We start from the raw sequence: 23,542 nt of genomic DNA, 5'->3' as shown, positions 1-23,542 counted from the left end.
GGCACTCCGCAGTGCGTCATGCTCGGCCTGCCGGTCCCAGAGGCGTCGACTCGTCATGCGAGGTCTCTCCCATCGTCCGTCGCGCGCTCTTGGTGGCGCTCGATGACGTTCAGGTACTGGGCGGCTCGGGCGGCGGCCCGGTCCCGACGTGGCTGGGGTGACAGCGGGTCCGCGGCATCTGCTTGCAGGTGGACGAGTTCGCTCTGCAGCTCAGCGATGTCGCGGTCGGTGTAGGCGAGATTCGCGCAGGTGGATCGGCAGTCGGCTTCGTCCGGGGTGTCGGTGCCAGGCAGGCCCAGGGCGAGTTTCGCCTTCCGGCAGGCAGTTGTGGCGGCCCGCCACACGCAGGTCATGCCCAGTCCGTGGTGAACGGACGGCAGGCTCGGCTTGTTCGAGGAGCCGCTCGGCGTTGCGCACCTCGGTCACGACGCGGCCGGCGAATGGTTCGAACCGTGCGAGGCGGTCACGGTACTCCTGTGCGGACGGGCCACTGACGTGCTCGCCTGTCTCCAGGCGTCGGGTGTCCTCCTGGATCTGGTCGATGATCAGTTCGAGTTTCTCCATCGCCACGTCCTGGAGCCAGGCGGGGTCCTCACGGCCCGCATAACTGAGAGTCACTTTGGTATCCACATGTCCGTACTGCAGTGCGGCTGCGATCAGCCCTCTCGGTCGCCGGGCAATGAAGCGGGCCAGCGTTCGCCGGTACCGGGCGGCGTAGATGCGGCGGGCAGGGTCGGCCGGAATGGCGTCGCTGCCGTCTGCCCTGCGGAAGCCAGCATTGATCCAGGAGATCAGGTCCTGAATGTCGTCGTTCATGGCCGTGCCCTTGCGGGCGTTGACAGCGGCGGGCGGTCGTGGTGAGCGTAGATGAGGCTGGAGGGGAAGAGCAGGGGAAGCTCGTGCAGGCTCTCGAGGAGCGCGATGGCCGCGTGGACGACGTCCAGCTCGTACCGGCCTGCACGCTGGGCACGGCGGATCGCCTCGGCCCGCGACCCTTCAAGGGGATCCGCGTAACCCTCGACTGACTGCGGTACCCGTCGCGGAATCCAGTACGTCCGCCCTTCCTCGGCTCCCTTGACGCACTTCTCCGCCAGCCAGGCTTCCCCCATGTGCTCGCTTCCCGACGGCGGAAGCTCCACGTCCAGGACACTGGCCCACTCGCGGACGCGCAGCCCTGTCCCGTACAGACCGTCGACGAAGGCGCAGTCCCGGTCCTCGTTGAAGCCCCGCCAGCCTGCCTTGCGCACTCCGTCGAACCCGTATCCGCGCAGCCCGATGTTCCCCCACTGCTCCAAGGCCAACCGCAGCAGCCACTTCACCCGGTGCCGGGTCGAGCCGCCAGGACGCAGCGGATCCCGTTGGCGAGCGTATCCACGCCCAGGTGCGGTGTCGCTCTCAGCCGTAGTGTCGGCGTGCACGGTCGGGACGGGGCTGAAGATCCGGTAGCGCTTGCTTGCCCATGAACAGAAGGAGTTGAGGCCGGCACGATCTGTGCCGAAGGAGGTCGACCTGATCCGTTCTTCGTTGTGCAGATCCGTGAGTCTCCACTCCTTGAACGCCTCGACGTCCCGCACCGTTGTGCTGTTCCACGAGCGGTCGACGGCGAGCAGGAAGTCGAGCGACACGACCAGCGTGTACGCGTACCGCCTCCACGTCCCGGGCTCGGAGGTAGCCATCTTCCCTTCCCTGAAGAAGAGATCGATCCGGTGGTCCGGCCGGCCTGATGGCGAGAGGATCACGGTCGTAGAAGTCGACACTCCAGTGCCCCAAGACGTCCATGGACCTCTCCCCAACGTCGTCTCAACCGACAACAGAGAGGAGCCTGAAGAACTGGCGGGCGCGTCGAGCCCGGTGAGACTGCTGCCGAGGCGGCAGGCCGTGAAGTGCGGGAGGAGACCGGCCTGCGGGTCGATGTCGGTGAACTGCTCTGGGGCCGTGGGTACTTGCCGGAGCGGCATTCCGGCAATCCGTATCACCGCACCCGAATGCAACAGCTTCAGTCGTACTTCAAAGCCCAACCGGCCTCCGATGCCGCGTTGCCGGCGACGGCGCCGGACCGCACACAGCCGGCCGTTGTCTGGCACCCTCTGGCCACGCTCAACGAACTGGTCCTGCTTCCACTCGGGCTGGCGATGCCGCTCACCGCACTCGGCACCACGGAGGCCGCGCACGCTCCTGCGTACCTCGGTGACTTGGCCTGATCTTGACGTTCCGCGATGCCGGCAGGTCCCGCGAGTGGGGGAGGCGGCCGCCTCCCGTTCGTAGAGCGCTGTCCAGGCTCTCGGGAGGCGGCCGCCGGTCTGGAGGCGTTACGGTGCGGGTTTGCTTTGGCCGGATTGCAGGTCGGCGAGGAGTTCGGCTTGTCCGGTCAGTACTCCGGTCAGGATTGCTCGGGCCACTCTTAGGAGTTCGGCCACCTGTGGGCTGGTCAGTGAGTAGTAGACGGTCGAGCCCTCTTTGCGGGTGGTGACGAGGTTCATTTTGCGTAGGACGGCCAGTTGTTGGGAGAGGTTGGAGGGTTCGACGCCGATCTCGGGGAGCATTTCGGCCACCGCGTGTTCGCGTTCGCTGAGCAGTTCCAGGACGCGGATGCGCACGGGATGGCCGAGTGTTTTGAAGAACTCGGCCTTGAGGCGGTACAGCGGCGTGCTCATCGTGCCATCGCCTCCCCGTGGCGCCAGCGCTTCCCCGCAGGTCGGGCCCCGGTGTATGGCATCGATCCACTCATCAAGAACATACGGTCCATCTTCGCGTGCGGAACCGGACCGGTCCGCATCCAGAGGACCGGTCCGCCGCATCCAGTAGTGAAGACCTCGGCGATTGCGGAGGTCGGTAGCTCTTCAGTTCAGTGGGTGCGCGGGAGAACGAGTCGGAGCCCCGGCCTGCTTGCTAGGCATCTTGATCCTGCGCGGCGGGCCAGCCGGTGGTGCGCCAATTGCGGTTTTCTGCCTCGTCCCCCTGGCCCGGGCGGGCGCCGTGGGCGGTGCGGGCGGCGGTCAGGTCGGCGTGCACCGGGATGGGCGGGCAGTCCCCGGGCGGGACGAGGGAGCCGTCGGCGGGGATCGCGGCCAGTTCCAGGGGGCGGCCCGCCGCGGTGAGACGACGTGCGGCGTCGGCGAGGGCCAGCTGACCCTCGCTCGACCAGCTGCGCAGTTCGCTCAGGTCGACGATGACGGGGCCGGTGCCCCGGGCCAGTACCCAGCCGACCGCTCCGGTGAACCGGTGGGCGGCCTCCGGGCCCAGGTAGCCGGCGACGGACAGGACGCCGAGGTTCTCCTCGACGGTGTAGTGCCATTCGATGGTCACGATGAACTCCCTTGCGCGGGCGGTCTGTCGGTCACAGGGGGAGGGTGATCCAGATACCCTTCCCCGCGACCGTGGTACTCGTGCGAACGACTGCTGTGCCGCCCAGGTCGCAGACGAGTTCCCTGACCATGGCCAGACCGCCGCCGCTGGTGCTGTCGACCGGCCCGTCCAGCGGCGGCTGGTAGGGATGCGTGTCATGGACGGCGAAGACCAGGCGTTGCCGGCTGGCCCCGTAGATGACCGTGACCTGCGGGGAGCGCGCGGCGGCGTGCCGGATGGTGTTGGTGACCAGCTCGCTGAGGATCAGCAGGGCCGGATCCACGGTGGGATGGCGAAGGCCGATACCCCAGCCGTTCAGGGTCAGTTCGGCGGTCTCGCGGGCTATCCGGACGGCGGAGGGTTCGGCGGACAGGGTGAGCACATGCCGGTAGGGCAACGGGGTCAGGGGTGCGAACATCATGCCTCCGCGCCGGCCAGGCGGAAGCCGGTGATCGTCTGGGGGCGGAACCGCAGGAGCGTGTCGTGCGGACCGTGCGTCCAACCGGCCAGGGTGCGTCGGTAGTGCGCCGCCTCGTGGGGATCGCGCAGCACGTCGATGGGGCCGGTGAGGGTGACGGTCCAGCCGGTGCCGGTCCTGGGATCGATCTCGTTCGCGGCGTAGGTCGCCGTCGGGGGAATCGCCGTGGCCGGCACGGGTGCACGCACGATCAGGCGGCCGTACTCCCACACGTGCCGGGCGGGCCGGACGACGGCCTGTTCCCGTCGGACGTAGGCCAGCTGCCCCAGCGTGCTGCCTTCCAGCAGCCACAGCGCCTCTCCACCGGAGAGTTCCGTCATGGGCGGGGGGCCGGGCGGCGTGTTCATCGAACGTGTTCCTCGTGGCAGGTTGCGGCCTTCGGGGCGGGGTGGCGGGCGAAGGTCCGGCGCACTCCAGGTAGCCGCGGGCGGCCTGCCCGGTCGGTGCGGGCCGGCAGTGGCGAGGCGATCGGGGAGCCTGGCACAGCCGATCCCCGATGTCATCGCGCAGCGCCCCCGGTTTCCCGCAACTCGGCGAGCAGTTCGTTCCGCCCGGCCAGCATCTCGGTCAGGATGCGCCGTGCCGCCTTCATCAGGTCCGCGACGTCTCCGCCGGCCAGTTCGTAGACGACCGTGGAGCCCTCCCGCGTTGCGGTGACGATCCCCGAGCGGCGCAGGACCGCCAACTGCTGGGACAGGCCCGAGGGCTCCACTTCGATCTCCGCGAGCAGGTCCCGTACGGGCTTGGGGCCGTCCTGCAGCAGCTCCAGCACCCGTATCCGCACCGGGTGCCCGAGCATGCGGAAGAACTCGGCCTTGGCCTGGTACAGCGGAACAGACATGACCCCTCGGGCTTCCTGCGACGCCCCGCTCGGGGCGTCCGCGCAAGACCGTGTCCGCGGCTACGTACAGACACAGCGGCTACAGCATCTAGCCAATTGCGAAATTTTGCAATTCCTCATCGGGTGGATGCCGTGGACGCCCCGGGGGAGGGGGTGGTCAGACCTTCTTGACCACGCTGGACTTCAGCTGCATGGCTCCGAAGCCGTCGATCTTGCAGTCGATGTCGTGGCCGTCCACCCCGTCGACCAGCCGGATGTTGCGCACCTTGGTGCCGGCCTTGATCCCTGAGGGGTTTCCCTTGACCTTGAGCGCCTTGACGACGACCACGGCGTCGCCGTCCTGCAGCACATTGCCGACGGAGTCCTTGACGACCCGCTCGCCGGCGGCGCTTCCGCCCTCGGTATCGCTCTCCGTCGGGACCCATTCGTGGCCGCACTCGGGGCACACCACCAGGGCGTTCAGTTCATAGGTGTACTCACAGGAGCACTGGGGGCAAGGGGGGAGATTCTCGATCATTCCGCCAGGCTAACCGGTGTCCGCCACCGGTCGGAGCCGTAGGGGCGCGTCGCCCGAGCGCCTGGTGTGGGCGCGCGCGGCGGGCGCATCCTGTCGTACCCCGGGAGAGTAGCGGGTTCGCGCGGCGGGTCACTGCCCCTCTCTCGAGCGGTGGCCGGTCCCCATAGAATTGCAGAGTTTTGTAATTCGCTAGTTGCCATTATGGTCAACCACTCATGCGTGGAGGTCTCAGGTGGGCGGCTTCGCCGAAGCAGTGCGGGAGCGGGTGCGCCGGGCGCGGGCCGCTGTCGCGCAGGCACAGCAGGAGGGGGATGCGTACGCGGTGGCCGTGGCCGAGGACGAACTGGATGACGCGCTGCGGACCGCCCGTGGCCTCGGTCTGGAGCTCCCCGACGCCGCCGCGGAGGCCGAAGGCGGAGACCCGGCGTGAACGGGCCGGCAGCAACCCGGCCCGGCCACTGCGGGCCAGTGCGCGGCGCGGGAGTGGAGGTGCCGTGATCCACGCAGACTGGTTTCCGCCGTGGCGCAGGCAGCGCACCCCGGCCACCGACGGCCAGGGTGCGCGGCTGCCGGAGCGGCGGCATGCGTTCACGGTGAGTGCGGGCCCCGGGGCGGTGCGCCGCGCCCGGGAGGAGACGGCCATCAGGCTGGCCCGGTGCGGCATCGCCACCGCCTCGGCGCTGTCGGACGCGGCGCTGCTGGTGGTGAGCGAGCTGGTGACCAACGTCCTCCGGCACACCGCCGACCGGTCGCCCACCGCGGACGTCACGGTTGAGTGGAGCACCGGGCAACTGGTCGTCGCAGTGGCCGACCACGACCCCCGGCTCCCGGCGATCGAGACAGCGACGCCGGGGACAGGGTTGGGCACGGTGGGCGAACTGACCGCGTGGTACGACGGCACCCTCGGCGTGGAACCCCACTGGACCGGCCAGGGCAAGAGGCTCCTGGCCACCTTCCGGATACCCGCATCCGACGTCCGGCCGACCACGGAACTCCCTTGAGGCGTGATGACGGACGCCGGACACCAGCAAACCCCCAGGAGAACAGCCATGCCTGAGACACCGGATCGCCAGTCACCACCGACACCGTCGTTCGGCGGCGGGATGTCGGAACAGCGCAAGGAACGGGGCGCATCCTGGCGGGTGTTCATCTACATCGCCGGCAGTCACCTCCTGCTGGCCTTCATGGCGCTGCTGTTCTACCTCGGCAGCCACGCGGGCAAGTAGCCGGCGGTGCCCACCCATCACCGGAATACGGTTGAAGGCGCGGCCCGTCCCTCGGGGGCGCCACCGGCCGACCTGGTTGTCAGCGGCGTACGTTTCACTGTCTGCCATGAATGAAGAGGAACTGCTCGCAGCCGTGCACGACCTGCTCCGGCCCGGCAGCGGAGCCTTGGAGTGCGGGGAGCCGGGGCACCCGGCAGCTCCCACTCCGCTGGTCCTGCGGCGAGCGCGCTGACCGGCCGGCCGGAAGAGGGCGGTGACTCGACGCTCACAACCCTCTTCCGGATGCCCGCGGTCAGTGGGGGGGGCGACGTCGCCGTGCGCCCGCCGGGTGCCCGTGGACCTGCCGCCGTCAGTCGTGCAGCTTGTAGCCCATGACCGTCATCATCCCCGACTCCGAGTGGTAGACGTTGTGGCAGTGCACCATCCACAGGCCGGGGTTGTCGGCATCGAAATCGACGGAGACCTCCTTGTCCGGCAGGACGATCGTGGTGTCCTTGCGGGGGCCGCCGTCGGGCAGCGCGAAGGTGTGGCCGTGCAGGTGCATCGGGTGCCACATCGTGGTCTTGTTGCGGAAGGTGATCCGCACCCGCTCCCCTTGACGTACGGGATAGCGCTGTGAATCGGTGTACGGCTTCCCGTTGATCGCCCAGTCCCAGTCGTCCATGTTCCCGGTGAGGTCCATGTTGATGGTGCGGTCGGGATCGCGGTCCGAGAGCCGAACCGATGCCGCGGCCTTGAACTTGTCCGCGCTCAGCCCGCCGCTCCTCAGCTCCGTCGGGCGGATCTTGTCGTCGGGTGCCTCGCCGTCGCCGGTCCGCAGGAGGGCCTGTGCGGTCTGGAAGGTGTTGCCCGCGGAGAGCGCGGTGAGGGGGAAGACGCCGTCCTTCGCGGTCACCAGCACGTCGAAGCGCTCGCCCATGGCGATCAGCAGGCTGTCGGTCGACTTGTGCTGCACCGGGTAGCCGTCGATGTGGGTCACGGTCATGTTGTGACCGCCCAGCGCGACCCGGTAGGCGGTGCCCGCGGCCGCGTTGATGAGACGGATCCGGATGCGGTCGCCGGGCTTGGCGCGGAAGGTCTCGCGGTCCCTGGCCACCTGGCCGTTCATCAGGTGGAAGGGGTGCTCCACGCTGTCCGAGGGGTCGTCGGTCATGCGGTGCCTGGCGCGTCTGCGCATCCGGGCCACGGCGGCGGCCGCCGCCCGGTTGCCGGAGCTCTGCATGTCGTCGTGACCGCCGGCCCCGCCGGGCTTGTTCTTGTTCAGCTCGGCCAGCATCGAGTCCGGAGTCATCCCGTCGACCCCGTCGAGCCAGTCGTCGATCATGACGACCCACTCGTGGTCGTACGAGAGGGGCTCGCGCGGGTCGTCGACGATCAACGGTGCGTACAGTCCGCGGTCCAGTTGCACGCCGACGTGCGGATGGAGCCAGTACGTACCGGGCGTGTCGACTGCGAAGGTGTAGTCGTAGGAGGCGCCGGCCTTCACGGAGCGCTGGGTGATGGACGGGGAGCCGTCCATGTCGTTGCGGATCTGCACCCCGTGCCAGTGGAGGGTGGTGGAGTGCGGAAGGCGGTTGTGGAGGGTCACGGCGACCCTGTCGCCCGCGGTGACCCGGATCTCCTTGCCCGGCAGTCGGTTTCCGTACGCCCACGTGTTGACGACCGCGCCGCCGAAGTCGAACTCGACCTGGTCCGCGGTCACCGCGAAGCGGCGCACGGGACCCTTCCCCCGTTTGCGCTCCGCTTCCATGACCTCCGGACCGTCGGGGGAGACGTAGTTGGACGGGGCGGAGTGGGACCCGTCCGAGCCATGGCCGTCGTGCGAGCCAGGAGGGGGCGGCTTGCGGTGGGAGTGGTGCTTGCCGTTCTTGGCGTCCAGGGCGGCGGCCCCGGTGGAGGTCAGCAGCCCGCTGCCGGCGGCAGCCATACCTGCGCCGAGCAGGGAACGTCTGGAGTGCGTACGCATGGAGAACCACCTTGTGGCGATCGTGTCGGTGTGATGCGCGGACGGCGAGGGGCGCTGCCGCGGACTCCGGGGACGTCGGCGGGGGTGCGCGCTCCGCTGCGCGCAGCACCGACAGACAGTCAGACGAGCAAACTCAGGCGCGGCGGCGGACATATCGAGCACGGTCCGCGGAGCCGACGGGTGGGGCGGGTGGCCACCGGGACACATTTCCCGTGGCCGGAGTGCAGGCCGGTGCCCAGGAGGAGCGAGGTCGGCGTCCAGGAAGCGGCGACGGCCGGAGGTGCCGAGGCGGGGCCCGGGGCGCCGCCGTCGGAGTCCGCCGTCGATCGCTCGGCATCCTGGTCCACCGTCATGTCGTCATGATCCGGTCGCCCTTGGCGTGTCGTCATGCCGTGATGCGCCATCTGGGCCGTGGCCCGCGGGAGGGACTCGGCGCCGCGGCGGGCGCCGACCGTCGCCGCGGTGACTGGCCTTGTCGGATGGTGGGGGCTGTCGCAGTGCGCGGGCCTCGCGTGCCTGCCGAGTGGGCTCCGCCTGATCCCTCGCGAGACGCGGAGCCTGCGCGCGGTCTGTGCGGGGACGCGTTGTGGGCACAGGCACCCGTGCGCCGGCCGCGCTGTGCGGGGCCGGTGGGTGCGGAAGCGGACAGGGCCCCGGCGCCAGGCCCGATGGGGTCGGTCGCCGGGGCCCGTCCACTCAGCTGGTGGCCTTACTTGCCGCCGCCGTGGCCGCCGCCTTCGCCGCCGCCGTGACCACCGCCTTCGCCGCCGCCATGGCCGCCGCCTTCGCCGCCGCCGTGGCCGCCGCCCTCCTCGCCGCCCGTGCCGCCGATCGAGTCGTTACAGCCGATGCTGGAGCCCATCGAGGTGGCCTGTGCGCTCGGCGAGCCTTCGCCGCCCAGCGCGTTGGCCAGCAGGCCGTTCACGATCCCGACCTCGCCGAGCACGTCGACGTTCAGGTCGTGGGTGCGGCAGGAGTTGTGCTGACTGAACTCGTCGCCGCCGCGGCCGCCTGCGTGGGCGGTGCCGGCGCCGAAGGCGACGATGCTGCCGAGGGCGGCCGCCAGGACGGCGGCCTTGTGAAGCTTGTACATTTCTTTCTCCGGAAGTTTGAGCGGATTGCTCCGCGATGTACAGAGTTCGTACAATTGCGGAAGGCTAATACGAAATATGCCGAATGGAATCTTCGACTCGCCGGATTTGTCCGTCTTTGGTAAAGACGGTGAACGCCCGGCGTGGGCGGGCCGCCGGTCCCAGGGCGCGGAGATCTGCGTCCGTTGACTGGCACGGCACACAGCGCGCGAAACCGCCCTGATGGATGTGGACCGGTGTCGCGTAGCTGTCGAGACCGGCGATGCGGTCCGCGTGTGCATGGCTCGCCAGGACGAGGCCCACGGGTGGCGCGGAGGCGACGAGCGAAAGGGTGACAGGGCGACAGTTGATGGATCGGCGACCAACGTATGGTCCCTGCTGAGCACGAGCAGCGAATTGCCCCTTTACATATCGCCTGCGCTGCTGGTGAGTTGAAGCGGAATTGGTTCAACCGGGCCCCGGGCTGGCAACGTCGACGGACGTCATTCCGCCGCGCCGGGTCCGCCCCTGCCCTCAACTCCGCCGTCGCCCGGATCTCCCCGGCCCCGGGTACCGCTCGCAAGTCCGGTTCCTGCTATGCGCGTTCCGGCTCCTGGCCTTTCGTTCCGCATCCTCGTCCGCAACGTGCGGGCGGGTGCGCGCAGCCGCCGCCGTGCTGCAGCCGACACTTCGGTTCGTGGTTCGTGGTTCGTGGTTCGTGGCTTGCGGCTTGCGGCTTGCGGCTTGCGGCTTGCGGCTTGTGGCTTGTGGCTTGTGGCTCGGGGTTCGGGGTTCGCTGTTCCGGCGGTGGGGCGCGTCGCTCAGTGGGCGTCCCGTCACCCTGCGCGTACCCGGCGCGGTCCCCTGCCGCAGTCGTCGGTACCCGTCACCGCGAGCGCACTCCGGGTGGACCGGTAGCGGATCGGTAGGCGAGCGGTGGCGGTTCGCCGCAGGTCAGGAGCCCTGCGGTACTTGCATAGCGGGCGTTGGATTTGCGGACCATCATGGAACGGAGGGGATGAGCAGCGGAGGGAGCGGTGGGGATGCAAATAGTTGTGGATCTCACGCGCTGTCAGGGCTACGCGCAGTGTGTGTTTCTCGCGCCCGATGTGTTCCAGCTGCATGGGGAGGAGGGGCTGCTCTACCTCCCGGCCGTGCCCGACGATCAGCTTGAGCGGGTGCGCCAGGCCGTGGCCGCGTGCCCCGTCCAAGCCATCCTCATGGGCAAGGGGGTGAGTGCCGGTGCCGAGTGATCTGCGGGACGGCCGCATCGTCATCGTAGGCGCTTCGCTGGCCGGGTTGAGGGCGGCGGAGACGCTGCGGGAGGAAGGGTTCGCCGGCTCCCTCACTGTGGTGGGGGACGAGCCCCGTCCGCCCTATGACCGGCCTCCGCTGTCCAAGCAGGTGCTGATCGGCGATGTGCCGGCGGAGGCCACGGCGCTGCCGATGCGCCGCGATCCGGATGCCGAATGGCGGCTCGGAGTGGCCGCCACCGGCCTGGACCTGCTGGAGAAGCGGGTGATGCTCGCCGACGGCGAGTCGCTGTCGTACGACCGGTTGCTGATCGCCACCGGGACCCGGGCACGTCCCTGGCCCAACCCGGAGGAGGGCGCGCTGCAAGGGGTGTTCACCCTACGCACCATCGACGATGCCACCGGGCTGGCCGAGGCGCTGGCCGCCGGGCCGAGGCGGGTGCTGGTGATCGGCGCCGGCTTCACCGGCTCGGAGATCGCCTCTGCCTGTCGGGAGCGGGGACTGGACGTCACGGTCGCCGAACGCGGCCCCGCCCCTCTGGTGGGTGCGCTGGGTGGAACGTTGTCCAGGCTCGCGACCCTGATGCACCGCGGGCACGGCGTGGACTTGCGCTGTGGGGTGACGGTCACCGCTCTGCACGGAGACGGGAACGGCCGGTTCACCGGCGCCGATCTCTCCGACGGCACCCGGGTCGAGGCGGACGTGTGCGTGGTGGCACTGGGAGCTGTGCGCAACGTCGAGTGGTTGGCGGAGTCCGGGTTGGCGGCGGGCCGGCGCGGGGTCGCCTGTGACGCCGGCTGCCAGGCATTCAACATGTACGGGATCGTCATCAACGACGTCTTCGTGGCCGGCGACGTCTCCCGCTTCCCCCATCCGCTGTTCGGATACCAGATGCTGTCCCTGGAACACTGGGGCAACGCGGTCGCGCAGGCCGAGGTGGCGGCCCACAACATGCTCAATCCGGGGCCCCTGCAACGTCCCCACCTCACCATCCCGACGTTCTGGTCGACCCAGTTCGGGCTCAACATCAAGTCGGTGGGCGTGCCCACCTACTCCGACCACGTGGTCATCGCACAGGGCTCGCTGGAGGCGAGACGACTGGCGATGGTGTACGGCTACCGAGGACGGGTCACCGCGGCTGTCACCGTCGACATGGGCAAGGTACTCGACTACTACCGCCACTTGATCGAGACGGCGGCCGAGTTCCCGCCCCCGCCCGGCGCGGCGGACCGCGCCATCGCGGCCGACATCCCGATTCCGTCCGACGTGCCGGATCCCAAGGGGCTGTCTCACGAGCCCGTCGTGGCGCTCACCGGATATCTGCCCGATCGCCGGCTGATGGTGGTGCAGCCGGTCGGCTGAGCCACTTCCCGTCCCACCACGAGGAGCCACCATGGACTCCGAGACCTTGCTGTCACGCATCACCGACTACGCGAACCGCCCCAATCCCTACCCGCTCTACGCGGAGCTCCGCGAGGCCGGTCCCGTGGTGCGCCAGGCGGACGGCAGCTATCTGGTCGGCACCTACCACCAGATCGGTGCCCTGCTCCACGACCCCCGGATGAGCGTCGACGAGCGCTCGCGCACCAACCCGCCGCCGGAAGAGATCAAGAACCCGTCGTTCCTCCGGCTCGACGACCCCGAGCACCACCGGCTGCGCACGCTGGCCATGCGCCCGTTCGGCCCCCCGCACACTCCGGGCCGGGTCAACGCCATGCGTGGTGAGATCGCCCGGATCACGACGGAACTGCTGGAGGCGCTCCCGACCGATCGGCAGATCGACATCGTGGACGATTTCGCCTACCCGCTGCCCGTCACCGTGATCTGCCGTCTGCTCGGCGTACCGCGCGAGGACGAACCGCGGTTCCGGGTGTGGGCCGACGCCCTGGTCGCCGCCGCCGACGTGCGGCCGGACGAGGACACCACCGAACAGGACGAGGCGGGCAGGCAGGCCGGGAGCGAAATGGGCCAGTACCTGCTGGACCTCGCCGAGCAGCGGCGCGGCAAGCCGACCGACGACATGCTCTCCGCCTTCGTGAACGAGCCGGATCGGTCCTTGCGGCTCACCCCCGAGGAGCTCACGGCAACCGGTGCGCTACTGCTCATCGCGGGGCACGAGACCACGGTCAACCTGATCACCAACGGGGTGCTCACCCTGCTGCGCCACCCCGAGCAACTGGACCGGTTGCGCCGCGAACCCCAACTGCTGCCGCAGGCCGTGGAGGAGCTGCTGCGGTACGAACCCCCGGTACACATGCGCGAGAGGGCGCCCCTGGCAGACATCGAGGTGGCCGGTACCACGATCCCGGCGGGCACGTCCGTCGTGCTGGCCCTGGCCTCGGGCAACCGTGACCCCAAGCAGTTCCACGAGCCCGATCGCTTCGATCCCACCCGCCCGGACGTCGAGCATCTGAGCTTCGGCAGCGGCATCCACCTGTGCTTCGGCGGTCCGCTCGCCCGGATCGAGGCCGACACCGCACTCGGTGCACTGCTTCCCCGCCTGGGCGCGGCCCGCCTGGTCCAGGATCCGCCCCCATACCGGCAGAACGCCATGCTGCGCGGTCCTCGTCACCTGTTCGTCCAACTGTGACGTGCCGTTTCACGGGCCTCGCCGGACCGGATTCGCGCCTGGGCTGAACGCGAGATCCGCGGCACGATAATGCAGAGATACGTCCTCGGTAACGCGCCCGGGCCAGTGGTGTCGCTCTTCATCGCGGCAGCCTCCTTCACGGTGGCGGTGATCTGGCTTCCCGGATTATCGGAAGCGAATTCTCCATCGTGCCGCGCATGCTGATGGCGCTGGCTCTCGTCGTCGTCTCGTGGGTCAGTGTGGTGGTGTCCTTCGCGGTCGCCTTCCGGGCCGACGATCTCGTGGAAGGCGAGCGGGCGCTGGACTTTCCCGGCGAGGGGGCCGCGGCCTGGGTCGACCATGTCGCAACCCGCGGAATTGCGCAGGCCCTAAGGGCTTGCAGGGAAGCAACACCTTCTTCCCTGCAAGCCCTTAGGCGGTGGCGGGACCGTCGAGGAAGCCGAGCAGCACGGCGGCCTCCGCGCGGAGCTGCGCGGCACGCTCGGCATGCGCGGGTGCCGTCAACTGCGCCGCCGCTTCGATTCGTTCGGCGGCCTCGGCCCGTACGACGGCCACCACGCTGTGCTCGCTCAGCTCGCGCCGCGCTGCTTCGGTGGCGCCGACACCGACCGGCGCATGCTCCAGGGCCACGCCGCGGAGCGCGGCTTCGTCCACGGGTACCGCCTCGGCGTTGTCCAGTGCGGCAAGCGTCGAGCGCAGCGCACTCACCGCGGCCTTGTCGCGGGCGCGCATCGCTTCGGGCAGGGCTTGACGCATACGGAGACGCAGAGACATGTCGGTGACCCTACGACCGTGCCGCGTGCTCCACAACGCGATTCATGTGCGGCACTACGCCTGGTTCTCGTGTCGCATCCCTACGGCCGGGCGGGCGGGTCTCGGCCCGAACGGTGTCCGCTCCGCGGGTTCGTGGACGGTGGGGGAAGTTTGCGCGGCGAGGCGTGCTCGTGTGTCAGGGTGGCGGTGGGAGAACTCGTGGGTGCGTACACGCATCCGGACCTGAGAGCGTGGGGGAGCGGTGACGGTGGCGATGCGGGAATTTCCGCTGGTGGGCGGGCCGGTGGAGTTACGGGGTGCGCTGGACCTGGAGAGGACGCAGGCGGGGGTGATGCCTCGCCGGTTGCCCGCGTGGACCAAGGAGCAGTACCAGGACCCGTCGGTCTACGGGGTGACGGTGATGCCTTCGGGGGTGCGACTGGTGTTCCGCACCGATGCGCGTGAGCTGGAGTTCGAGGTGCTCACCTCCACCGGGCAGCTCGACACCGACCCCGAACCCCGCCCGACCGGGATGCTGGAACTGCTGGTGGACGGTGTCCACGTCGGGCGCCGACAAGCACCGACAGGCAATGTGGTGCGGATGGCGGGCCCCGGGGCCGCGCAGCGACTGGTCCCGGGAGAGCCGGGGACCGTACGGTTCACCGGGCTGCCGGCCGGCATGAAGAACGTCGAGCTGTGGCTGCCGCAGCAGACCCCCACCGAACTGCTGGCACTGCGTGCCGACGGCGAGGTGCTGGCGCCGCTGCCGGACGGTCGGCGCCGCTGGGTGCACCACGGCAGTTCCATCAGCCACTGCCTCGAAGCCGACGGCCCGACGGGCGCCTGGCCGGTGGTGGCGGCCTCGCTCGGGGGAGTGGAGGCGATCAACCTCAGCCAGGCGGGCAACGCCATGCTCGACCCCTATGTCGCCCGGACGATCCGCGACATGCCCGCCGACCTGATCAGCCTCAAGGTGGGCATCAACATCGTGGGCCTGACCACCTTCCGGCTGCGGACGTTCGGTCCGGCGGTGCACGGGTTCCTGGACACGATCCGGGACGGGCACCCGGACGCCCCGCTGCTGCTGATGTCCCCGGTGAGCTGTCCGGCACTTGAGGCGACCCCCGGTCCGACCGCGATGGGCCCGGACGGGAAGATCACGGCCCTGGGCGACCCGGCCGAGGTGGCCTCCGGAGCGTTGTCGCTGAAGGTGGTCCGCGACGAACTGGCCCGAATCGTCGCGGCCCGGCGAGCACACGATCCCCACCTGCACTATCTCGACGGACGCGAACTGCTCGGCCCGGACGAGGCGGACGACCTCGCCGACGGCCTGCACCCCACCGCCGCCGCATACCGCCGGATGGGCAAGCGCTTCGCCGCGCACGCCTTCGCCGAGGACGGCCCGTTCCGCTGACCGACCGGGTGGACGACAGGGGCAGGAGCGCGTCACGAGCTCAACGGAACGGTGAGCGGGGCGCGGGGCGCGGTCCGTCCCGGCGTCCTGGGGCCGACGGTACTGGCGACGGTAGGCGGTGGGGGGAGGCGGACGCGGCGCAGCAGATGGTGGCGGAGGGAGTCGGGGCTGCCGAGCCCGCTGCGTTCGGCGACGCGGTCGATGGGCAGGTCGATCGCCTCCAGGAGTTCGCGGGCACGGTCGACGCGTTGTTCCAGGAGCCACTGGAGGGGCGTGAGGCCCGTCTCGGCCTGGAATCGGCGGGTCAGGGTGCGGACGCTGGTGTGGGCGTGGATGGCCCTCTGTCCTCGCTACCCCTTTCCCTTTTCACGAGCGGTCCTGGGGCGCGCCTGGCACGCGCCCGCCGTCAATCTCCGGTGCGCGAACTGACCGAGCGGTTCGCGCAACTGACGGGTGCTCCGACCCCGCGGATGGAGCGCCTGGACCGCTCCGCGCTCACCGCCCGGGCGGTGGAGCCCCCGGTGCTGGGCGAATGCGTCGAGATGCTCTACGCCACCGAGAACCCCCACGTCCTGGACTCGACGGAGACCGAGCGGGTGCTCGGGGTGAGCCCCACGGAGCTCGACGAGGTGCTGTCGGCGACGGCGCGGGGCGCGGGCTTCGAGCGGCGGCCGGGTCAGCCCGCGTAGGTGAGTTGGACGAGGGTGATCTCGGTGTCGCCGATGAGGATGACGCCCGCGACGTGGCTGCGGGCGATGGTGCGCATGACCCCGTCGTCGGTCCCGTAGGGCTCGGAGTGGGACGGCGGGTCGATCAACGCGTCCAGCAGGAGCACCGACAGGTCCTGACGCGCCTCGTCGGGCAGGGACTTGTAGGTGGCGTGGAGGGCCGGGTCGAGGTGGAGCCGATAGGTCACGCGGCGCCCCGTCCGCGGGAGTCGTCGCCGGCGGCGGAGCGCAGTTCCTCGGCGCTCAGATCGATCAGACCGGCACGGTAAGAGGAGGGCAGGTGTCCGGACCCGCGGACGGCGGTCCGCAGATCCTCGACCCGTTCGCGGTCGGCCTCGAAGGTCTCGATGAACGTGACCCAACGGTCCAGGACGGCCGGTAGGTCATGGACATCGGTGAAGGTGATCTCCCGCATGAACGTCGCTCGCAGCTCGGAATGCGGCAGGGCGTGGGCGATGCCGTCGACGGTCCACGACCGACCGGAGCTGCTCATCGGATCCTCCCCACGACCTGCTGGCGCGGATGCGCGCGTCCACGGTAGCAATCCGCCAGTGCGGGTGGAGAGGAGCCCGGGCGGTGGTGGATCGCCGGTACGAGGGTCGGGCCGGGGACGGAGGTGTGCGGCGTGGACGTGGGTCCGGCGGCGTCAGATCCAGTACGGCGCGCGGGGGACAGGGCCGGGACCGGTGGTGGTCAGGCCGGTGCCGTCGGCGCGGCCGGTGAGCCAGCCGAGGTCGAACCGCTCGGCGGCGGCCACGACATCGGCCGCCAACTCCCGGACGGGGCGGCGGGCGCCGGCCTCGATCTCGGCGGCCCGGGCGTCCATGCTGGCGTACTGCGGGGTTTCCACGCCGGTGCGGGCCCAGGTCAGCAGTCGGCAAGAGGCTGTCGGTGGCGCGCGCGACATGGGTGATGACATGGCCGCGGGTCCACGGCGGCACCAGCGTGGCGCCGGCGATGTCCGCGTCGGTGAGTGCCCGGACGGTCTGCAGGAAGCGGTCCGTGGAGGCGGTGATGGGGCCCAGCGCCTCGGTCTTGTGCATCTCAGCCCTCGCATGCCGGTGGGATGACGCGTCCCCCTCGGGGCGCGATATTCGCATTTCGGAATCTCGAATCCGCATGTCGATAGCGCATGTGGCGCCCCCTGACCGGGAACGGGAACGCTGAGGGGGCGTCAATCCGGTGCTCGGTACCGCTCATGATGAACCGCACCCCTTCGCCCGGGCGCGGAACTTCCCGATCGCCAACCTCTCCGGCCCGCAAACCATCGGCGCCGCACCTCCCCGATTTTGGCGCATAAGGCGCTGCCGCCAGCCCCCGTCCGCAACCGCTCCGCGGGGCGAGGAGTCCTAACGGACATGAAGCGACGCATACCCTTCCGACTCCGCAGACCCGTCGCCGGCGCCCTCGGCCGGCGAGCGGGCGCAGCGCTCGCCCTCACCTCCCTCGCACTGCCGCTGACTCTCGCCATGAGTTCCCCCGCCCAGGCCGCCTCGTCGGGCTGCTACGGGCTCCGCGGCCCCTACCAGCGGCAGGCCGAGCGGTTCCTCGGACTCAAGGTCGACGGCCGCCAGTCGCCGTCCGACTGCCGCGCCATCCGTGCCTTCCAGACCAGCCACGGCATCACCCCCAACTACGGGTACGCCGGACCCGTCACGTGGAACGTGATGCAACTGGTCGCCAGACAGCGGGCGGCCGGCCACAGCCCCAACAGCGCCCACAAGTGCCCCACCAACAAAGGGCGGATCGCCTGCGTCGACCTGACCCGGCAGCTCAGCTGGATCCAGGACGGCAAGCGCCTGGTGTACGGGCCGGTGCCGGTCCGCACCGGCCGCGAGGGCGGCGAGACCCGCACCGGCCTCAAGCGGATCTACTGGCGGCACCTGCACCACGTGTCGACGATCTACCACACGCCCATGCCCTACAGCCAGTTCTTCGACGGAGGTGAGGCGTTCCACGCCATCAGCGGCAGCGTGTGGTCCGCCCCCGGCTCGCACGGCTGCGTCAACATGCGCCCCAACGACGCGAAGAAGTACTGGTCGCTGCTGCACAACGGCGACGACGTGTACGTCTACGGCCACAAGCCGGGCACCTGAGCACCACGCGGGCGTGCCGCACACACGGCCGGCACGCCCGCGCCCCGCCGGGTCGCCCCCGCCGCGCCCGGTCAGCGGGCCAGCAGGGTGTACAGCGCCATCGGCGTCACGTAGCCGGGCCAGCGGCCGTCCGAGAACAGATGGACGTCCGCGTCCTGGTAGCACTGATCGACGAGCTGGGAGCAGATCATGTGCCGGCTGCTGGCCACATAGCGGCGCAGCCCCGGAACGGGCACATGGAGCCGGTGGGTGGCGATCGCCAGGTAGTCGAGGAAGCTGTAGGGCACGCCCACATAGCGGTCGGCCGCCGCGCAGATCCGTTCGCGCTGCTGCTCGGTGAGCTGCTTCGGGCAGACGTAGAGCACATCGGAGCCGTCGTACTCGCTGAGCGGCCGGATGCGCGCGCCGCCCGGCTCGGCCTCCAACAGCCGCTCGCCGGGCAGGACCAGGAAGGTGTGTTCGTAGTCGGCGAAGCCGTCACCGTTGATCCACTGGCCGAAGCGGATCAACCGGCCGGTGACCCCGGATATCTGGGTGAGCCCGATGTCACCGGGCAAGGGTTGGGTGTGCTTCATGAGCGGCTCCTGGGAGCGTGAGAAGCAGATTCCCTCGGGTGATACCCGGTGTTGGAGCGTCCGCACCGCGGCGGTGGAGGCCCACTGGCCCACCGGCCGCGCAGGTCGGTGGCGGGAGTGACACCGGCGATTGATGGTGCTTCTGCTACCAGAAGGGGTAAACGTCCCGGGACGACCACGGGGGGACACCAGCGACGACGAGGAGCACGACACCATCATGGCCACCGGCAGCAGCCACACCCCGGCGACCTCGGACCGCACCCCGCACCCGGCGCCCACCGCGACCGACCGCACCCCGCTCGCGGGCGGCGTCGCGCTGGTGACCGGCGCCTCCAGCGGCATCGGCGCCGCCACCGCGCTGGCGTTGGCCCGGGCGGGCTGCTCCCTCGCGCTGGTCGCCCGCCGCGCCGACCGTCTGCACGCGTTGACGGAGACGATCGGCGCGCAGGACGGCGGCCCGGCCCTCGTCCTGGCCGCCGACCTCGGCGACGGGGAGCAGCCGCACCAGGTGGTCCGGCGGGCCGTGCAGCACTTCGGCCGCCTGGACGTGCTGGTGAACAACGCCGGTTACGGCGCCCGTGCCGCGGTCGAGGACAGCGACCCCGAGGACTGGGACCGGATGGTCGACCTCAATCTCAAGGCCGTCCTGCGGATGTCGCACGCCGCGCTGCCGCACCTGCTGCGCGCGGCGGACTCCGGGCCGCGCCGTGTCGCCGACCTGGTGAACGTCAGCTCGGTCGCCGGCCGGGTGCCCCGCAAGGACAACAGCGTCTACTCCGCCACCAAGCACGCGGTGTGCTCCTTCAGCGAGGCCCTGCGCCAGGAGGTGACCGGTCGCGGCGTGCGCGTCGGACTGGTCGAACCCGGCATGACCACCACGGAGATGACCGTCGGCGGACAGGCCGCATCGGCCCACGGCCTGCCCGAGGACACCTGGCTGCACGCCGAGGACATCGCCCGCGCCATCGCCTTCATGGTCACCCAGCCGGCTCGCGTCGCCGTCAACGAGATCACGGTCCGGCCCACCGCCCAGGAGCGCTGACCCGTGTCGCTGCGCCTTCTGCTCACCTCCGACACGCACGTCCCCCAACGCGCCAAGGCCCTTCCGCCACGGCTGCTGGACGCGATGACGCGCGCCGACGTCGTCGTGCACGCGGGGGACTGGACCGACGCCGCCACCCTGGACCTGCTGCAGGCCCGCGCCCGCCGCCTGATCGCGGTGTACGGCAACAACGACGGTTCGCAACTCCGCGCCCGGCTGCCGGAGGTGGTCGACACGGACCTGGACGGGCTACGGCTGGGAGTGGTGCACGAGACCGGCCCCGCGCAGGGCAGGGAACGCCGCTGCGCCGACCGCTTCCCCGACCTCGACGTGCTGGTCTTCGGCCACAGTCACATCCCCTGGGACACCACGGCGGAGACCGGCCTGCGGCTGCTGAACCCAGGTTCCCCGACGGACCGCCGGCGGCAGCCCTTCTGTACGTACATGACCGCGGAGGTCGCCGACGGCCGGCTCACCGGCGTGGTGCTGCACCGCCTGCCGCCCCGGCGGTGAGCCGGGCCGCGTCACCCCCCCCGGGTGCCCGCCGGTTCACCTGCCCAGCAGGCCCCGCACATAGGCCGCCTGGCCGGCGTGCTGGAGATCGTCCGTGATCACGCTGACCAGGCGGACGCCCAGGGTGACCGGCGGCGACCAGTTCCGGTCGACGACCCGGTCGAGGTCCTTCACACCAAGCGTGCCGAGGTGGCGCACCGTGTTCTCGTGCACCGCCGCGTGATAGCCCGTCAGCAGCTCGGCGCTCAGCCCCCGCACCTTCGCCACGTCCTTGCGGGAGTGCCCGTAGCCGGTGTCCTCCTCGGCGAACGGCAGTCCGTACGCCTCGTACCACTCGTCCGCGCTCCAGATCTGCTCGGTGCCGACCACCCCCGCGACATGGTCGTCCTGCACCCGGGTGAGGTGCCAGACCAGCCAGGCGATGGAGTTGCCGCGCCCGTCGGGGCGGGTGGCGAGCTCCTCGGGGTCGAGGCCGTCGACCACCTCCTCGACGACCTCGCGGATCCGGCCGAAGGCGTCGACGAGCAGGGCGGTGCTGGCGGACATGGCGGCTCCGTACGGTGGGGGACGGCCGGTGACTGAGGCCGGCCCATCGTCGCAAGCCGGGGCCGGGGCCGCCGCCCGGCGCACCGCCACGGACTGCCGCTCCGCCGCATGGCGGAGGCCCGGCGCCGACCGTCGGCGCCGGGCTCCGGCAGGCGGGTGACGGAGCGTCAGGTACGCGCGGACCGGATCGCGAGGGTGTCGAGCAGGGCCTGCACCGGCCGCAGCGCACGGTCGCCGGGGCCGACCACGGAGAGGATGCGGGGGAGCGGCTCCACCACGCGGACCAGCCGACCCGCCCGGAGGTAGGGGTTGGGGTCGCGCAGCGCGGTCTCCAGGGCGGACCGGGTCCAGTACGTCCGGGCCAGGCCCAGTGCCCAGTGGTGCTCGTCGTCGTAGGGCAGCCACCGGCCGGTGGTGTAGGCGTCCGCGAGGTCGTGGGCCTGACGGGACATCATCTGCCAGCTGAAGTCCTCCTCGATCAGCTCGCGGCGTCGGCGACCGGGGCGGTCCTCACTGCACGGTGCACACAGCCGCACCTGCCGCTGCGGGCCGATTGGGGGGTTCACCGCCAGGGCGGGCGGCTGGAGGGCGGGGCGTCGGTAATGGCACAGGTCGCAGGTGGCCGCGCCCGTGGTCGAAGGGTCCGGATATGAACTCACGAAGGACTCAACGACGCAATCGTGACCGGGTGGCGTGGCTCCTGCGTGGCGAACTCCGGCGGCGGTGCCGGGTCGTGCTGAGGCATGTCAACAACTTTACCCGGCCCAGGAGTTGGCCAACGGCTGCCCACACAACAGTCACAATTGGGCATGTACACGTTCTGTTCATCCCGGGGTGCACCCCGCACGGACCACCCCGACGGTGCCGTGCCGCCCTCCCCGGTCGCTCAGCCGGCCGCCGCACCCGACCGCGTCGCCACCACCAGTCGGCCGCGTGGACTGCCGTCCGCCCGCCGCCCCCACTCCGGCACCGGCCGCAACTCCACCGCGAACCCGGCCCGCGCCAGCTCCGCGCTCACCTCGGCCAGCCGGAAACCCCGGTAGTACATCACGAACCGCGGCCGCCACAGCGCGTTGCGGACCCGCATCGCCGCATCGAAACCCAACAGCGCCCAGTACAGCGGCGACCCCGGCCGCGCGGGCGCCAGCACCGGGAACACGAACCGCCCACCGGGCCGCAACACCGACCGCACCTGTTCGAACAACACCGGTCGCTCCCGCGGCAGGAAGTGTCCGAACGCCCCGAAACTCACCACGACGTCGAAGACCGGCCCGAACGGCAGCGCCCGCGCGTCCGCCCGCACCCACTCCACCCGGGGGCCACCCCCGCCGGGCGCCCGCTCGCGGTCCCGCCCCACCGCGAGCATCCCGGCACTGATATCGACCCCGGTCACCCGCTCCCGGCACACCTGCCGCAGCACGCCCACCCCCGCGCCCGTGCCACAGCACAGATCCAGGCCACCGGCGAACGGGCCGAGCTCCCGCAGCTCCCGGACCACCGGATCCAGCACCGCCGCCGGCGTCCGGAACGGCGTGCGGTCGAACTTCGGGGCCAGCAGGTCGTAGCCCCGCTCGACGGACGACAACGCCTGCACGGCGAGCTCACGGAACGTAGGACCCTCGGGTGCGAACACCGCGTCAGCATAGGCGCCCGGCCCGACCTGGCTAGGACCGGGTGATGTACGCGTGGATCGACGGGTCGCTGACCTTGGTGTAGACGCCGGGATGCCCGGGCGAGGCGCACCCCGTCCCCCATGACGCGATCCCCGCCAGATACCCGTCCACCACCAGCGGGCCCCCGCTGTCGCCCTGGCACGCGTCCTTGCGCCCGCCCTCGTAGCCGTAGCACGTCATCCGCGGGGTGATCGAGGACGTCCCGTACGCACTCTTGCAGTACGTGTCGCTGAGCTTGGGCACATCGACCCGCCGCAGCCGCTCCGGCAGTGCGCCGCCGTCCCGTGTCGCTCCCCAGCCGGTGACCGTCGCCGGTGTGCCGGTGGTCGGCTCCCTGCCCTCCGGCAGCAGCGGAACCGCGCGCACCCCGGCCCCGAAATCCAGCGGGGACGCCAGCTCCAGCACCGCCACGTCGTAGTCGATCGTGGCCGCGTTGAACTTCGGGTGCCGCAACACCCGCGCCACCGGCACGATCTGCCCGCCCGACCCACGTACGCTGCTGCCCGCCTGGACGCTCAAGGAGTCCGGCGGCGCCCCCACGGTGCAGTGCGCCGCGGTCACCACCGCATCGGCGCGGATGATCGAACCACCGCAGATGTGTCCGCCGCGGCTGCGCAACGACACCTGCCACGGCACGTCCCGCACGTCCGCGTTCCGCCCGCCCACGATGCGGGTGTCCGGCGCCACCGGACCGCCCGCCGCCGTCGCCGGTGGAACCGATGTCAGCACCGCACCGCACACCGCGACCGCCGCCGCCCCTCGCCGCAGCCATGACCGTGCCATTCCGCCTCCCGCATCCGAGTCGGCCCGGACCCCTCCTTGTCAAGCGATCCTCAACGACGGCGCGGCGCACCGGGGCGAAGTACCGGCTCATTCCATCGATGTGGTGGTATTCGGCCGGGTGGCGTTTGGGCG

Annotated in this window: 31 protein-coding genes and 2 pseudogenes; 13 read left to right on the top strand and 20 right to left on the bottom strand. The window is 70.6% G+C overall.

What is annotated here, in order from left to right; genetic code table 11:
- Window positions 1-210 precede the first annotated feature (210 nt).
- Window positions 211-816, bottom strand: coding sequence for a hypothetical protein (locus JNO44_RS04085; RefSeq protein WP_205361460.1), 606 nt, complete (start codon window positions 814-816; stop codon window positions 211-213).
- Window positions 813-1,739, bottom strand: a complete 927-nt coding sequence (locus JNO44_RS04080; protein ID WP_205361458.1) for a hypothetical protein — start codon at window positions 1,737-1,739, stop codon at window positions 813-815. Before JNO44_RS04080 ends, JNO44_RS04085 begins: the two co-directional genes overlap by 4 nt.
- Window positions 1,740-1,844: 105 nt before the next feature.
- On the opposite strand from JNO44_RS04080, the pseudogene JNO44_RS04075 reads away from it, so the two are divergent.
- Window positions 1,845-2,201, top strand: a pseudogene (locus JNO44_RS04075) (NUDIX domain-containing protein); the annotation flags it as partial.
- Between the two features lie 108 nt (window positions 2,202-2,309).
- Here JNO44_RS04075 and JNO44_RS04070 read toward each other — a convergent pair.
- From JNO44_RS04070 to JNO44_RS04045, 6 genes are all read right to left on the bottom strand, one after another.
- Complete coding sequence (locus JNO44_RS04070) at window positions 2,310-2,654, bottom strand: ArsR/SmtB family transcription factor (RefSeq protein ID WP_205361456.1); 345 nt, start codon at window positions 2,652-2,654, stop codon at window positions 2,310-2,312.
- Window positions 2,655-2,889: 235 nt separating this feature from the next.
- Window positions 2,890-3,306, bottom strand: a complete 417-nt coding sequence (locus tag JNO44_RS04065) for an STAS domain-containing protein (RefSeq protein ID WP_205361454.1) — start codon at window positions 3,304-3,306, stop codon at window positions 2,890-2,892.
- Window positions 3,307-3,337: 31 nt separating this feature from the next.
- Window positions 3,338-3,763, bottom strand: a complete 426-nt coding sequence (locus JNO44_RS04060; RefSeq protein ID WP_205369374.1) for an ATP-binding protein — start codon at window positions 3,761-3,763, stop codon at window positions 3,338-3,340.
- Window positions 3,763-4,170 (bottom strand): pyridoxamine 5'-phosphate oxidase family protein, encoded by a 408-nt coding sequence (locus JNO44_RS04055; protein WP_205361452.1) that lies wholly within the window; start codon window positions 4,168-4,170, stop codon window positions 3,763-3,765. Before JNO44_RS04055 ends, JNO44_RS04060 begins: the two co-directional genes overlap by 1 nt.
- A gap of 152 nt (window positions 4,171-4,322) precedes the next feature.
- On the bottom strand, window positions 4,323-4,664 hold the full coding sequence (locus JNO44_RS04050; RefSeq protein ID WP_039638973.1) for an ArsR/SmtB family transcription factor: 342 nt from the start codon (window positions 4,662-4,664) through the stop codon (window positions 4,323-4,325).
- A gap of 157 nt (window positions 4,665-4,821) precedes the next feature.
- Window positions 4,822-5,181, bottom strand: a complete 360-nt coding sequence (locus JNO44_RS04045; protein ID WP_275695734.1) for a zinc ribbon domain-containing protein YjdM — start codon at window positions 5,179-5,181, stop codon at window positions 4,822-4,824.
- A gap of 232 nt (window positions 5,182-5,413) precedes the next feature.
- Here JNO44_RS04045 and JNO44_RS04040 point away from each other — a divergent pair, with 232 nt between their 5' ends.
- From JNO44_RS04040 to JNO44_RS44335, 4 genes are all read left to right on the top strand, one after another.
- A complete protein-coding gene (locus JNO44_RS04040) occupies window positions 5,414-5,611 on the top strand; it encodes a hypothetical protein (RefSeq protein ID WP_205361450.1) in 198 nt (65 codons plus the stop codon).
- Between the two features lie 64 nt (window positions 5,612-5,675).
- The gene (locus tag JNO44_RS04035; protein ID WP_240167403.1) at window positions 5,676-6,182 is read left to right on the top strand and encodes an ATP-binding protein; all 507 of its coding nucleotides are present in this window, start codon (window positions 5,676-5,678) and stop codon (window positions 6,180-6,182) included.
- A 48-nt stretch (window positions 6,183-6,230) separates the two neighbouring features.
- Window positions 6,231-6,407 carry a DUF6126 family protein gene (locus JNO44_RS04030; protein ID WP_159425995.1) on the top strand — a complete coding sequence of 59 codons (177 nt, stop codon included), beginning with the start codon at window positions 6,231-6,233 and terminating at the stop codon, window positions 6,405-6,407.
- Between the two features lie 106 nt (window positions 6,408-6,513).
- Entirely contained in the window at window positions 6,514-6,639 is a 126-nt protein-coding gene (locus JNO44_RS44335) for a hypothetical protein (protein ID WP_275695733.1), read from the top strand.
- A gap of 117 nt (window positions 6,640-6,756) precedes the next feature.
- Here JNO44_RS44335 and JNO44_RS04025 read toward each other — a convergent pair whose 3' ends face one another.
- Both JNO44_RS04025 and JNO44_RS04020 read right to left on the bottom strand, forming a co-directional pair.
- Complete coding sequence (locus JNO44_RS04025) at window positions 6,757-8,373, bottom strand: multicopper oxidase family protein (RefSeq protein ID WP_205361446.1); 1,617 nt, start codon at window positions 8,371-8,373, stop codon at window positions 6,757-6,759.
- A gap of 709 nt (window positions 8,374-9,082) precedes the next feature.
- On the bottom strand, window positions 9,083-9,466 hold the full coding sequence (locus JNO44_RS04020; RefSeq protein WP_205361444.1) for a hypothetical protein: 384 nt from the start codon (window positions 9,464-9,466) through the stop codon (window positions 9,083-9,085).
- Between the two features lie 1,020 nt (window positions 9,467-10,486).
- Between JNO44_RS04020 and JNO44_RS04015 the strand changes: the two genes are divergently transcribed.
- Genes JNO44_RS04015 through JNO44_RS04005 form a run of 3 tightly spaced genes read left to right on the top strand, consistent with a single transcriptional unit; the run spans window position 10,487 to window position 13,287 of the window.
- Window positions 10,487-10,696, top strand: coding sequence for a ferredoxin (locus JNO44_RS04015; RefSeq protein WP_205361442.1), 210 nt, complete (start codon window positions 10,487-10,489; stop codon window positions 10,694-10,696).
- On the top strand, window positions 10,686-12,059 hold the full coding sequence (locus tag JNO44_RS04010; RefSeq protein ID WP_205361440.1) for an NAD(P)/FAD-dependent oxidoreductase: 1,374 nt from the start codon (window positions 10,686-10,688) through the stop codon (window positions 12,057-12,059). The genes JNO44_RS04015 and JNO44_RS04010 overlap by 11 nt, the downstream gene beginning before the upstream one ends.
- Before the next feature lie 31 nt (window positions 12,060-12,090).
- Window positions 12,091-13,287 carry a cytochrome P450 gene (locus JNO44_RS04005; RefSeq protein WP_205361438.1) on the top strand — a complete coding sequence of 399 codons (1,197 nt, stop codon included), beginning with the start codon at window positions 12,091-12,093 and terminating at the stop codon, window positions 13,285-13,287.
- A 411-nt stretch (window positions 13,288-13,698) separates the two neighbouring features.
- Here JNO44_RS04005 and JNO44_RS04000 read toward each other — a convergent pair whose 3' ends face one another.
- Window positions 13,699-14,019, bottom strand: coding sequence for a hypothetical protein (locus JNO44_RS04000; protein ID WP_205369372.1), 321 nt, complete (start codon window positions 14,017-14,019; stop codon window positions 13,699-13,701).
- A gap of 295 nt (window positions 14,020-14,314) precedes the next feature.
- Between JNO44_RS04000 and JNO44_RS03995 the strand changes: the two genes are divergently transcribed.
- Window positions 14,315-15,454, top strand: a complete 1,140-nt coding sequence (locus JNO44_RS03995; protein ID WP_205369371.1) for a GDSL-type esterase/lipase family protein — start codon at window positions 14,315-14,317, stop codon at window positions 15,452-15,454.
- A 93-nt stretch (window positions 15,455-15,547) separates the two neighbouring features.
- On the opposite strand, the pseudogene JNO44_RS03990 reads toward JNO44_RS03995, so the two are convergent.
- A pseudogene (locus JNO44_RS03990) lies at window positions 15,548-15,792 on the bottom strand (helix-turn-helix domain-containing protein); the annotation flags it as partial.
- A 78-nt stretch (window positions 15,793-15,870) separates the two neighbouring features.
- Between JNO44_RS03990 and JNO44_RS03985 the strand changes: the two are divergent.
- Window positions 15,871-16,143 carry a Rossmann-fold NAD(P)-binding domain-containing protein gene (locus JNO44_RS03985; RefSeq protein WP_205361436.1) on the top strand — a complete coding sequence of 91 codons (273 nt, stop codon included), beginning with the start codon at window positions 15,871-15,873 and terminating at the stop codon, window positions 16,141-16,143.
- Here JNO44_RS03985 and JNO44_RS03980 read toward each other — a convergent pair.
- From JNO44_RS03980 to JNO44_RS45015, 3 genes are read right to left on the bottom strand one after another with little or no spacing between them, the layout of a single operon-like run.
- On the bottom strand, window positions 16,131-16,370 hold the full coding sequence (locus JNO44_RS03980) for a hypothetical protein (RefSeq protein ID WP_018537390.1): 240 nt from the start codon (window positions 16,368-16,370) through the stop codon (window positions 16,131-16,133). The two genes, JNO44_RS03985 and JNO44_RS03980, sit on opposite strands and share 13 nt — an antisense overlap.
- The gene (locus JNO44_RS03975; protein WP_205361434.1) at window positions 16,367-16,675 is read right to left on the bottom strand and encodes a hypothetical protein; all 309 of its coding nucleotides are present in this window, start codon (window positions 16,673-16,675) and stop codon (window positions 16,367-16,369) included. Before JNO44_RS03975 ends, JNO44_RS03980 begins: the two co-directional genes overlap by 4 nt.
- Complete coding sequence (locus JNO44_RS45015; RefSeq protein ID WP_205361432.1) at window positions 16,566-17,225, bottom strand: maleylpyruvate isomerase N-terminal domain-containing protein; 660 nt, start codon at window positions 17,223-17,225, stop codon at window positions 16,566-16,568. Before JNO44_RS45015 ends, JNO44_RS03975 begins: the two co-directional genes overlap by 110 nt.
- A gap of 315 nt (window positions 17,226-17,540) precedes the next feature.
- Here JNO44_RS45015 and JNO44_RS03965 point away from each other — a divergent pair, with 315 nt between their 5' ends.
- The gene (locus tag JNO44_RS03965; RefSeq protein WP_420882612.1) at window positions 17,541-18,278 is read left to right on the top strand and encodes a L,D-transpeptidase family protein; all 738 of its coding nucleotides are present in this window, start codon (window positions 17,541-17,543) and stop codon (window positions 18,276-18,278) included.
- A 71-nt stretch (window positions 18,279-18,349) separates the two neighbouring features.
- Here JNO44_RS03965 and JNO44_RS03960 read toward each other — a convergent pair whose 3' ends face one another.
- Window positions 18,350-18,853 (bottom strand): C40 family peptidase, encoded by a 504-nt coding sequence (locus JNO44_RS03960; RefSeq protein ID WP_205361430.1) that lies wholly within the window; start codon window positions 18,851-18,853, stop codon window positions 18,350-18,352.
- 217 nt (window positions 18,854-19,070) lie between these two features.
- Here JNO44_RS03960 and JNO44_RS03955 point away from each other — a divergent pair, with 217 nt between their 5' ends.
- Both JNO44_RS03955 and JNO44_RS03950 read left to right on the top strand, forming a co-directional pair.
- Entirely contained in the window at window positions 19,071-19,895 is an 825-nt protein-coding gene (locus JNO44_RS03955; protein WP_205361428.1) for an SDR family oxidoreductase, read from the top strand.
- A 9-nt stretch (window positions 19,896-19,904) separates the two neighbouring features.
- Complete coding sequence (locus tag JNO44_RS03950) at window positions 19,905-20,408, top strand: metallophosphoesterase family protein (RefSeq protein ID WP_102924458.1); 504 nt, start codon at window positions 19,905-19,907, stop codon at window positions 20,406-20,408.
- Window positions 20,409-20,444: 36 nt separating this feature from the next.
- On the opposite strand, the gene JNO44_RS03945 is transcribed toward JNO44_RS03950, so the two are convergent.
- The 4 genes from JNO44_RS03945 to JNO44_RS03930 all read right to left on the bottom strand — a co-directional run bounded on the left by JNO44_RS03945 (window position 20,445) and on the right by JNO44_RS03930 (window position 23,410).
- A complete protein-coding gene (locus tag JNO44_RS03945) occupies window positions 20,445-20,954 on the bottom strand; it encodes a mycothiol transferase (RefSeq protein ID WP_205361423.1) in 510 nt (169 codons plus the stop codon).
- 167 nt (window positions 20,955-21,121) lie between these two features.
- Entirely contained in the window at window positions 21,122-21,613 is a 492-nt protein-coding gene (locus JNO44_RS03940; protein ID WP_235092192.1) for a hypothetical protein, read from the bottom strand.
- Window positions 21,614-21,840: 227 nt separating this feature from the next.
- A complete protein-coding gene (locus tag JNO44_RS03935) occupies window positions 21,841-22,587 on the bottom strand; it encodes a class I SAM-dependent methyltransferase (RefSeq protein ID WP_205361421.1) in 747 nt (248 codons plus the stop codon).
- A 31-nt stretch (window positions 22,588-22,618) separates the two neighbouring features.
- Window positions 22,619-23,410, bottom strand: a complete 792-nt coding sequence (locus tag JNO44_RS03930) for a serine protease (protein ID WP_205361419.1) — start codon at window positions 23,408-23,410, stop codon at window positions 22,619-22,621.
- Between the last annotated feature and the right edge of the window lie 132 nt (window positions 23,411-23,542).

Source organism: Streptomyces noursei (assembly GCF_016917755.1).
GTDB lineage: Bacteria > Actinomycetota > Actinomycetes > Streptomycetales > Streptomycetaceae > Streptomyces > Streptomyces yunnanensis.
Note: the sequence above shows the minus strand (reverse complement) of the source record. Positions and strands in the feature narration are given on the sequence as shown.

What these genes read in the sequence shown, in the direction of transcription:
- JNO44_RS04085 (WP_205361460.1), bottom strand. Translation starts at nt 816, where the DNA reads ATGAACGACGACATTCAGGACCTGATCTCCTGGATCAATGCTGGCTTC.
- JNO44_RS04070 (WP_205361456.1), bottom strand. Translation starts at nt 2,654, where the DNA reads ATGAGCACGCCGCTGTACCGCCTCAAGGCCGAGTTCTTCAAAACACTC.
- JNO44_RS04060 (WP_205369374.1), bottom strand. Translation starts at nt 3,763, where the DNA reads ATGTTCGCACCCCTGACCCCGTTGCCCTACCGGCATGTGCTCACCCTG.
- JNO44_RS04055 (WP_205361452.1), bottom strand. Translation starts at nt 4,170, where the DNA reads ATGAACACGCCGCCCGGCCCCCCGCCCATGACGGAACTCTCCGGTGGA.
- JNO44_RS04050 (WP_039638973.1), bottom strand. Translation starts at nt 4,664, where the DNA reads ATGTCTGTTCCGCTGTACCAGGCCAAGGCCGAGTTCTTCCGCATGCTC.
- JNO44_RS04045 (WP_275695734.1), bottom strand. Translation starts at nt 5,181, where the DNA reads ATGATCGAGAATCTCCCCCCTTGCCCCCAGTGCTCCTGTGAGTACACC.
- JNO44_RS04030 (WP_159425995.1), top strand. Translation starts at nt 6,231, where the DNA reads ATGCCTGAGACACCGGATCGCCAGTCACCACCGACACCGTCGTTCGGC.
- JNO44_RS44335 (WP_275695733.1), top strand. Translation starts at nt 6,514, where the DNA reads ATGAATGAAGAGGAACTGCTCGCAGCCGTGCACGACCTGCTCCGGCCC.
- JNO44_RS04025 (WP_205361446.1), bottom strand. Translation starts at nt 8,373, where the DNA reads ATGCGTACGCACTCCAGACGTTCCCTGCTCGGCGCAGGTATGGCTGCC.
- JNO44_RS04020 (WP_205361444.1), bottom strand. Translation starts at nt 9,466, where the DNA reads ATGTACAAGCTTCACAAGGCCGCCGTCCTGGCGGCCGCCCTCGGCAGC.
- JNO44_RS04015 (WP_205361442.1), top strand. Translation starts at nt 10,487, where the DNA reads ATGCAAATAGTTGTGGATCTCACGCGCTGTCAGGGCTACGCGCAGTGT.
- JNO44_RS04005 (WP_205361438.1), top strand. Translation starts at nt 12,091, where the DNA reads ATGGACTCCGAGACCTTGCTGTCACGCATCACCGACTACGCGAACCGC.
- JNO44_RS04000 (WP_205369372.1), bottom strand. Translation starts at nt 14,019, where the DNA reads ATGCGCGCCCGCGACAAGGCCGCGGTGAGTGCGCTGCGCTCGACGCTT.
- JNO44_RS03995 (WP_205369371.1), top strand. Translation starts at nt 14,315, where the DNA reads ATGCGGGAATTTCCGCTGGTGGGCGGGCCGGTGGAGTTACGGGGTGCG.
- JNO44_RS03975 (WP_205361434.1), bottom strand. Translation starts at nt 16,675, where the DNA reads ATGAGCAGCTCCGGTCGGTCGTGGACCGTCGACGGCATCGCCCACGCC.
- JNO44_RS45015 (WP_205361432.1), bottom strand. Translation starts at nt 17,225, where the DNA reads ATGCACAAGACCGAGGCGCTGGGCCCCATCACCGCCTCCACGGACCGC.
- JNO44_RS03965 (WP_420882612.1), top strand. Translation starts at nt 17,541, where the DNA reads ATGAAGCGACGCATACCCTTCCGACTCCGCAGACCCGTCGCCGGCGCC.
- JNO44_RS03960 (WP_205361430.1), bottom strand. Translation starts at nt 18,853, where the DNA reads ATGAAGCACACCCAACCCTTGCCCGGTGACATCGGGCTCACCCAGATA.
- JNO44_RS03955 (WP_205361428.1), top strand. Translation starts at nt 19,071, where the DNA reads ATGGCCACCGGCAGCAGCCACACCCCGGCGACCTCGGACCGCACCCCG.
- JNO44_RS03945 (WP_205361423.1), bottom strand. Translation starts at nt 20,954, where the DNA reads ATGTCCGCCAGCACCGCCCTGCTCGTCGACGCCTTCGGCCGGATCCGC.
- JNO44_RS03930 (WP_205361419.1), bottom strand. Translation starts at nt 23,410, where the DNA reads ATGGCACGGTCATGGCTGCGGCGAGGGGCGGCGGCGGTCGCGGTGTGC.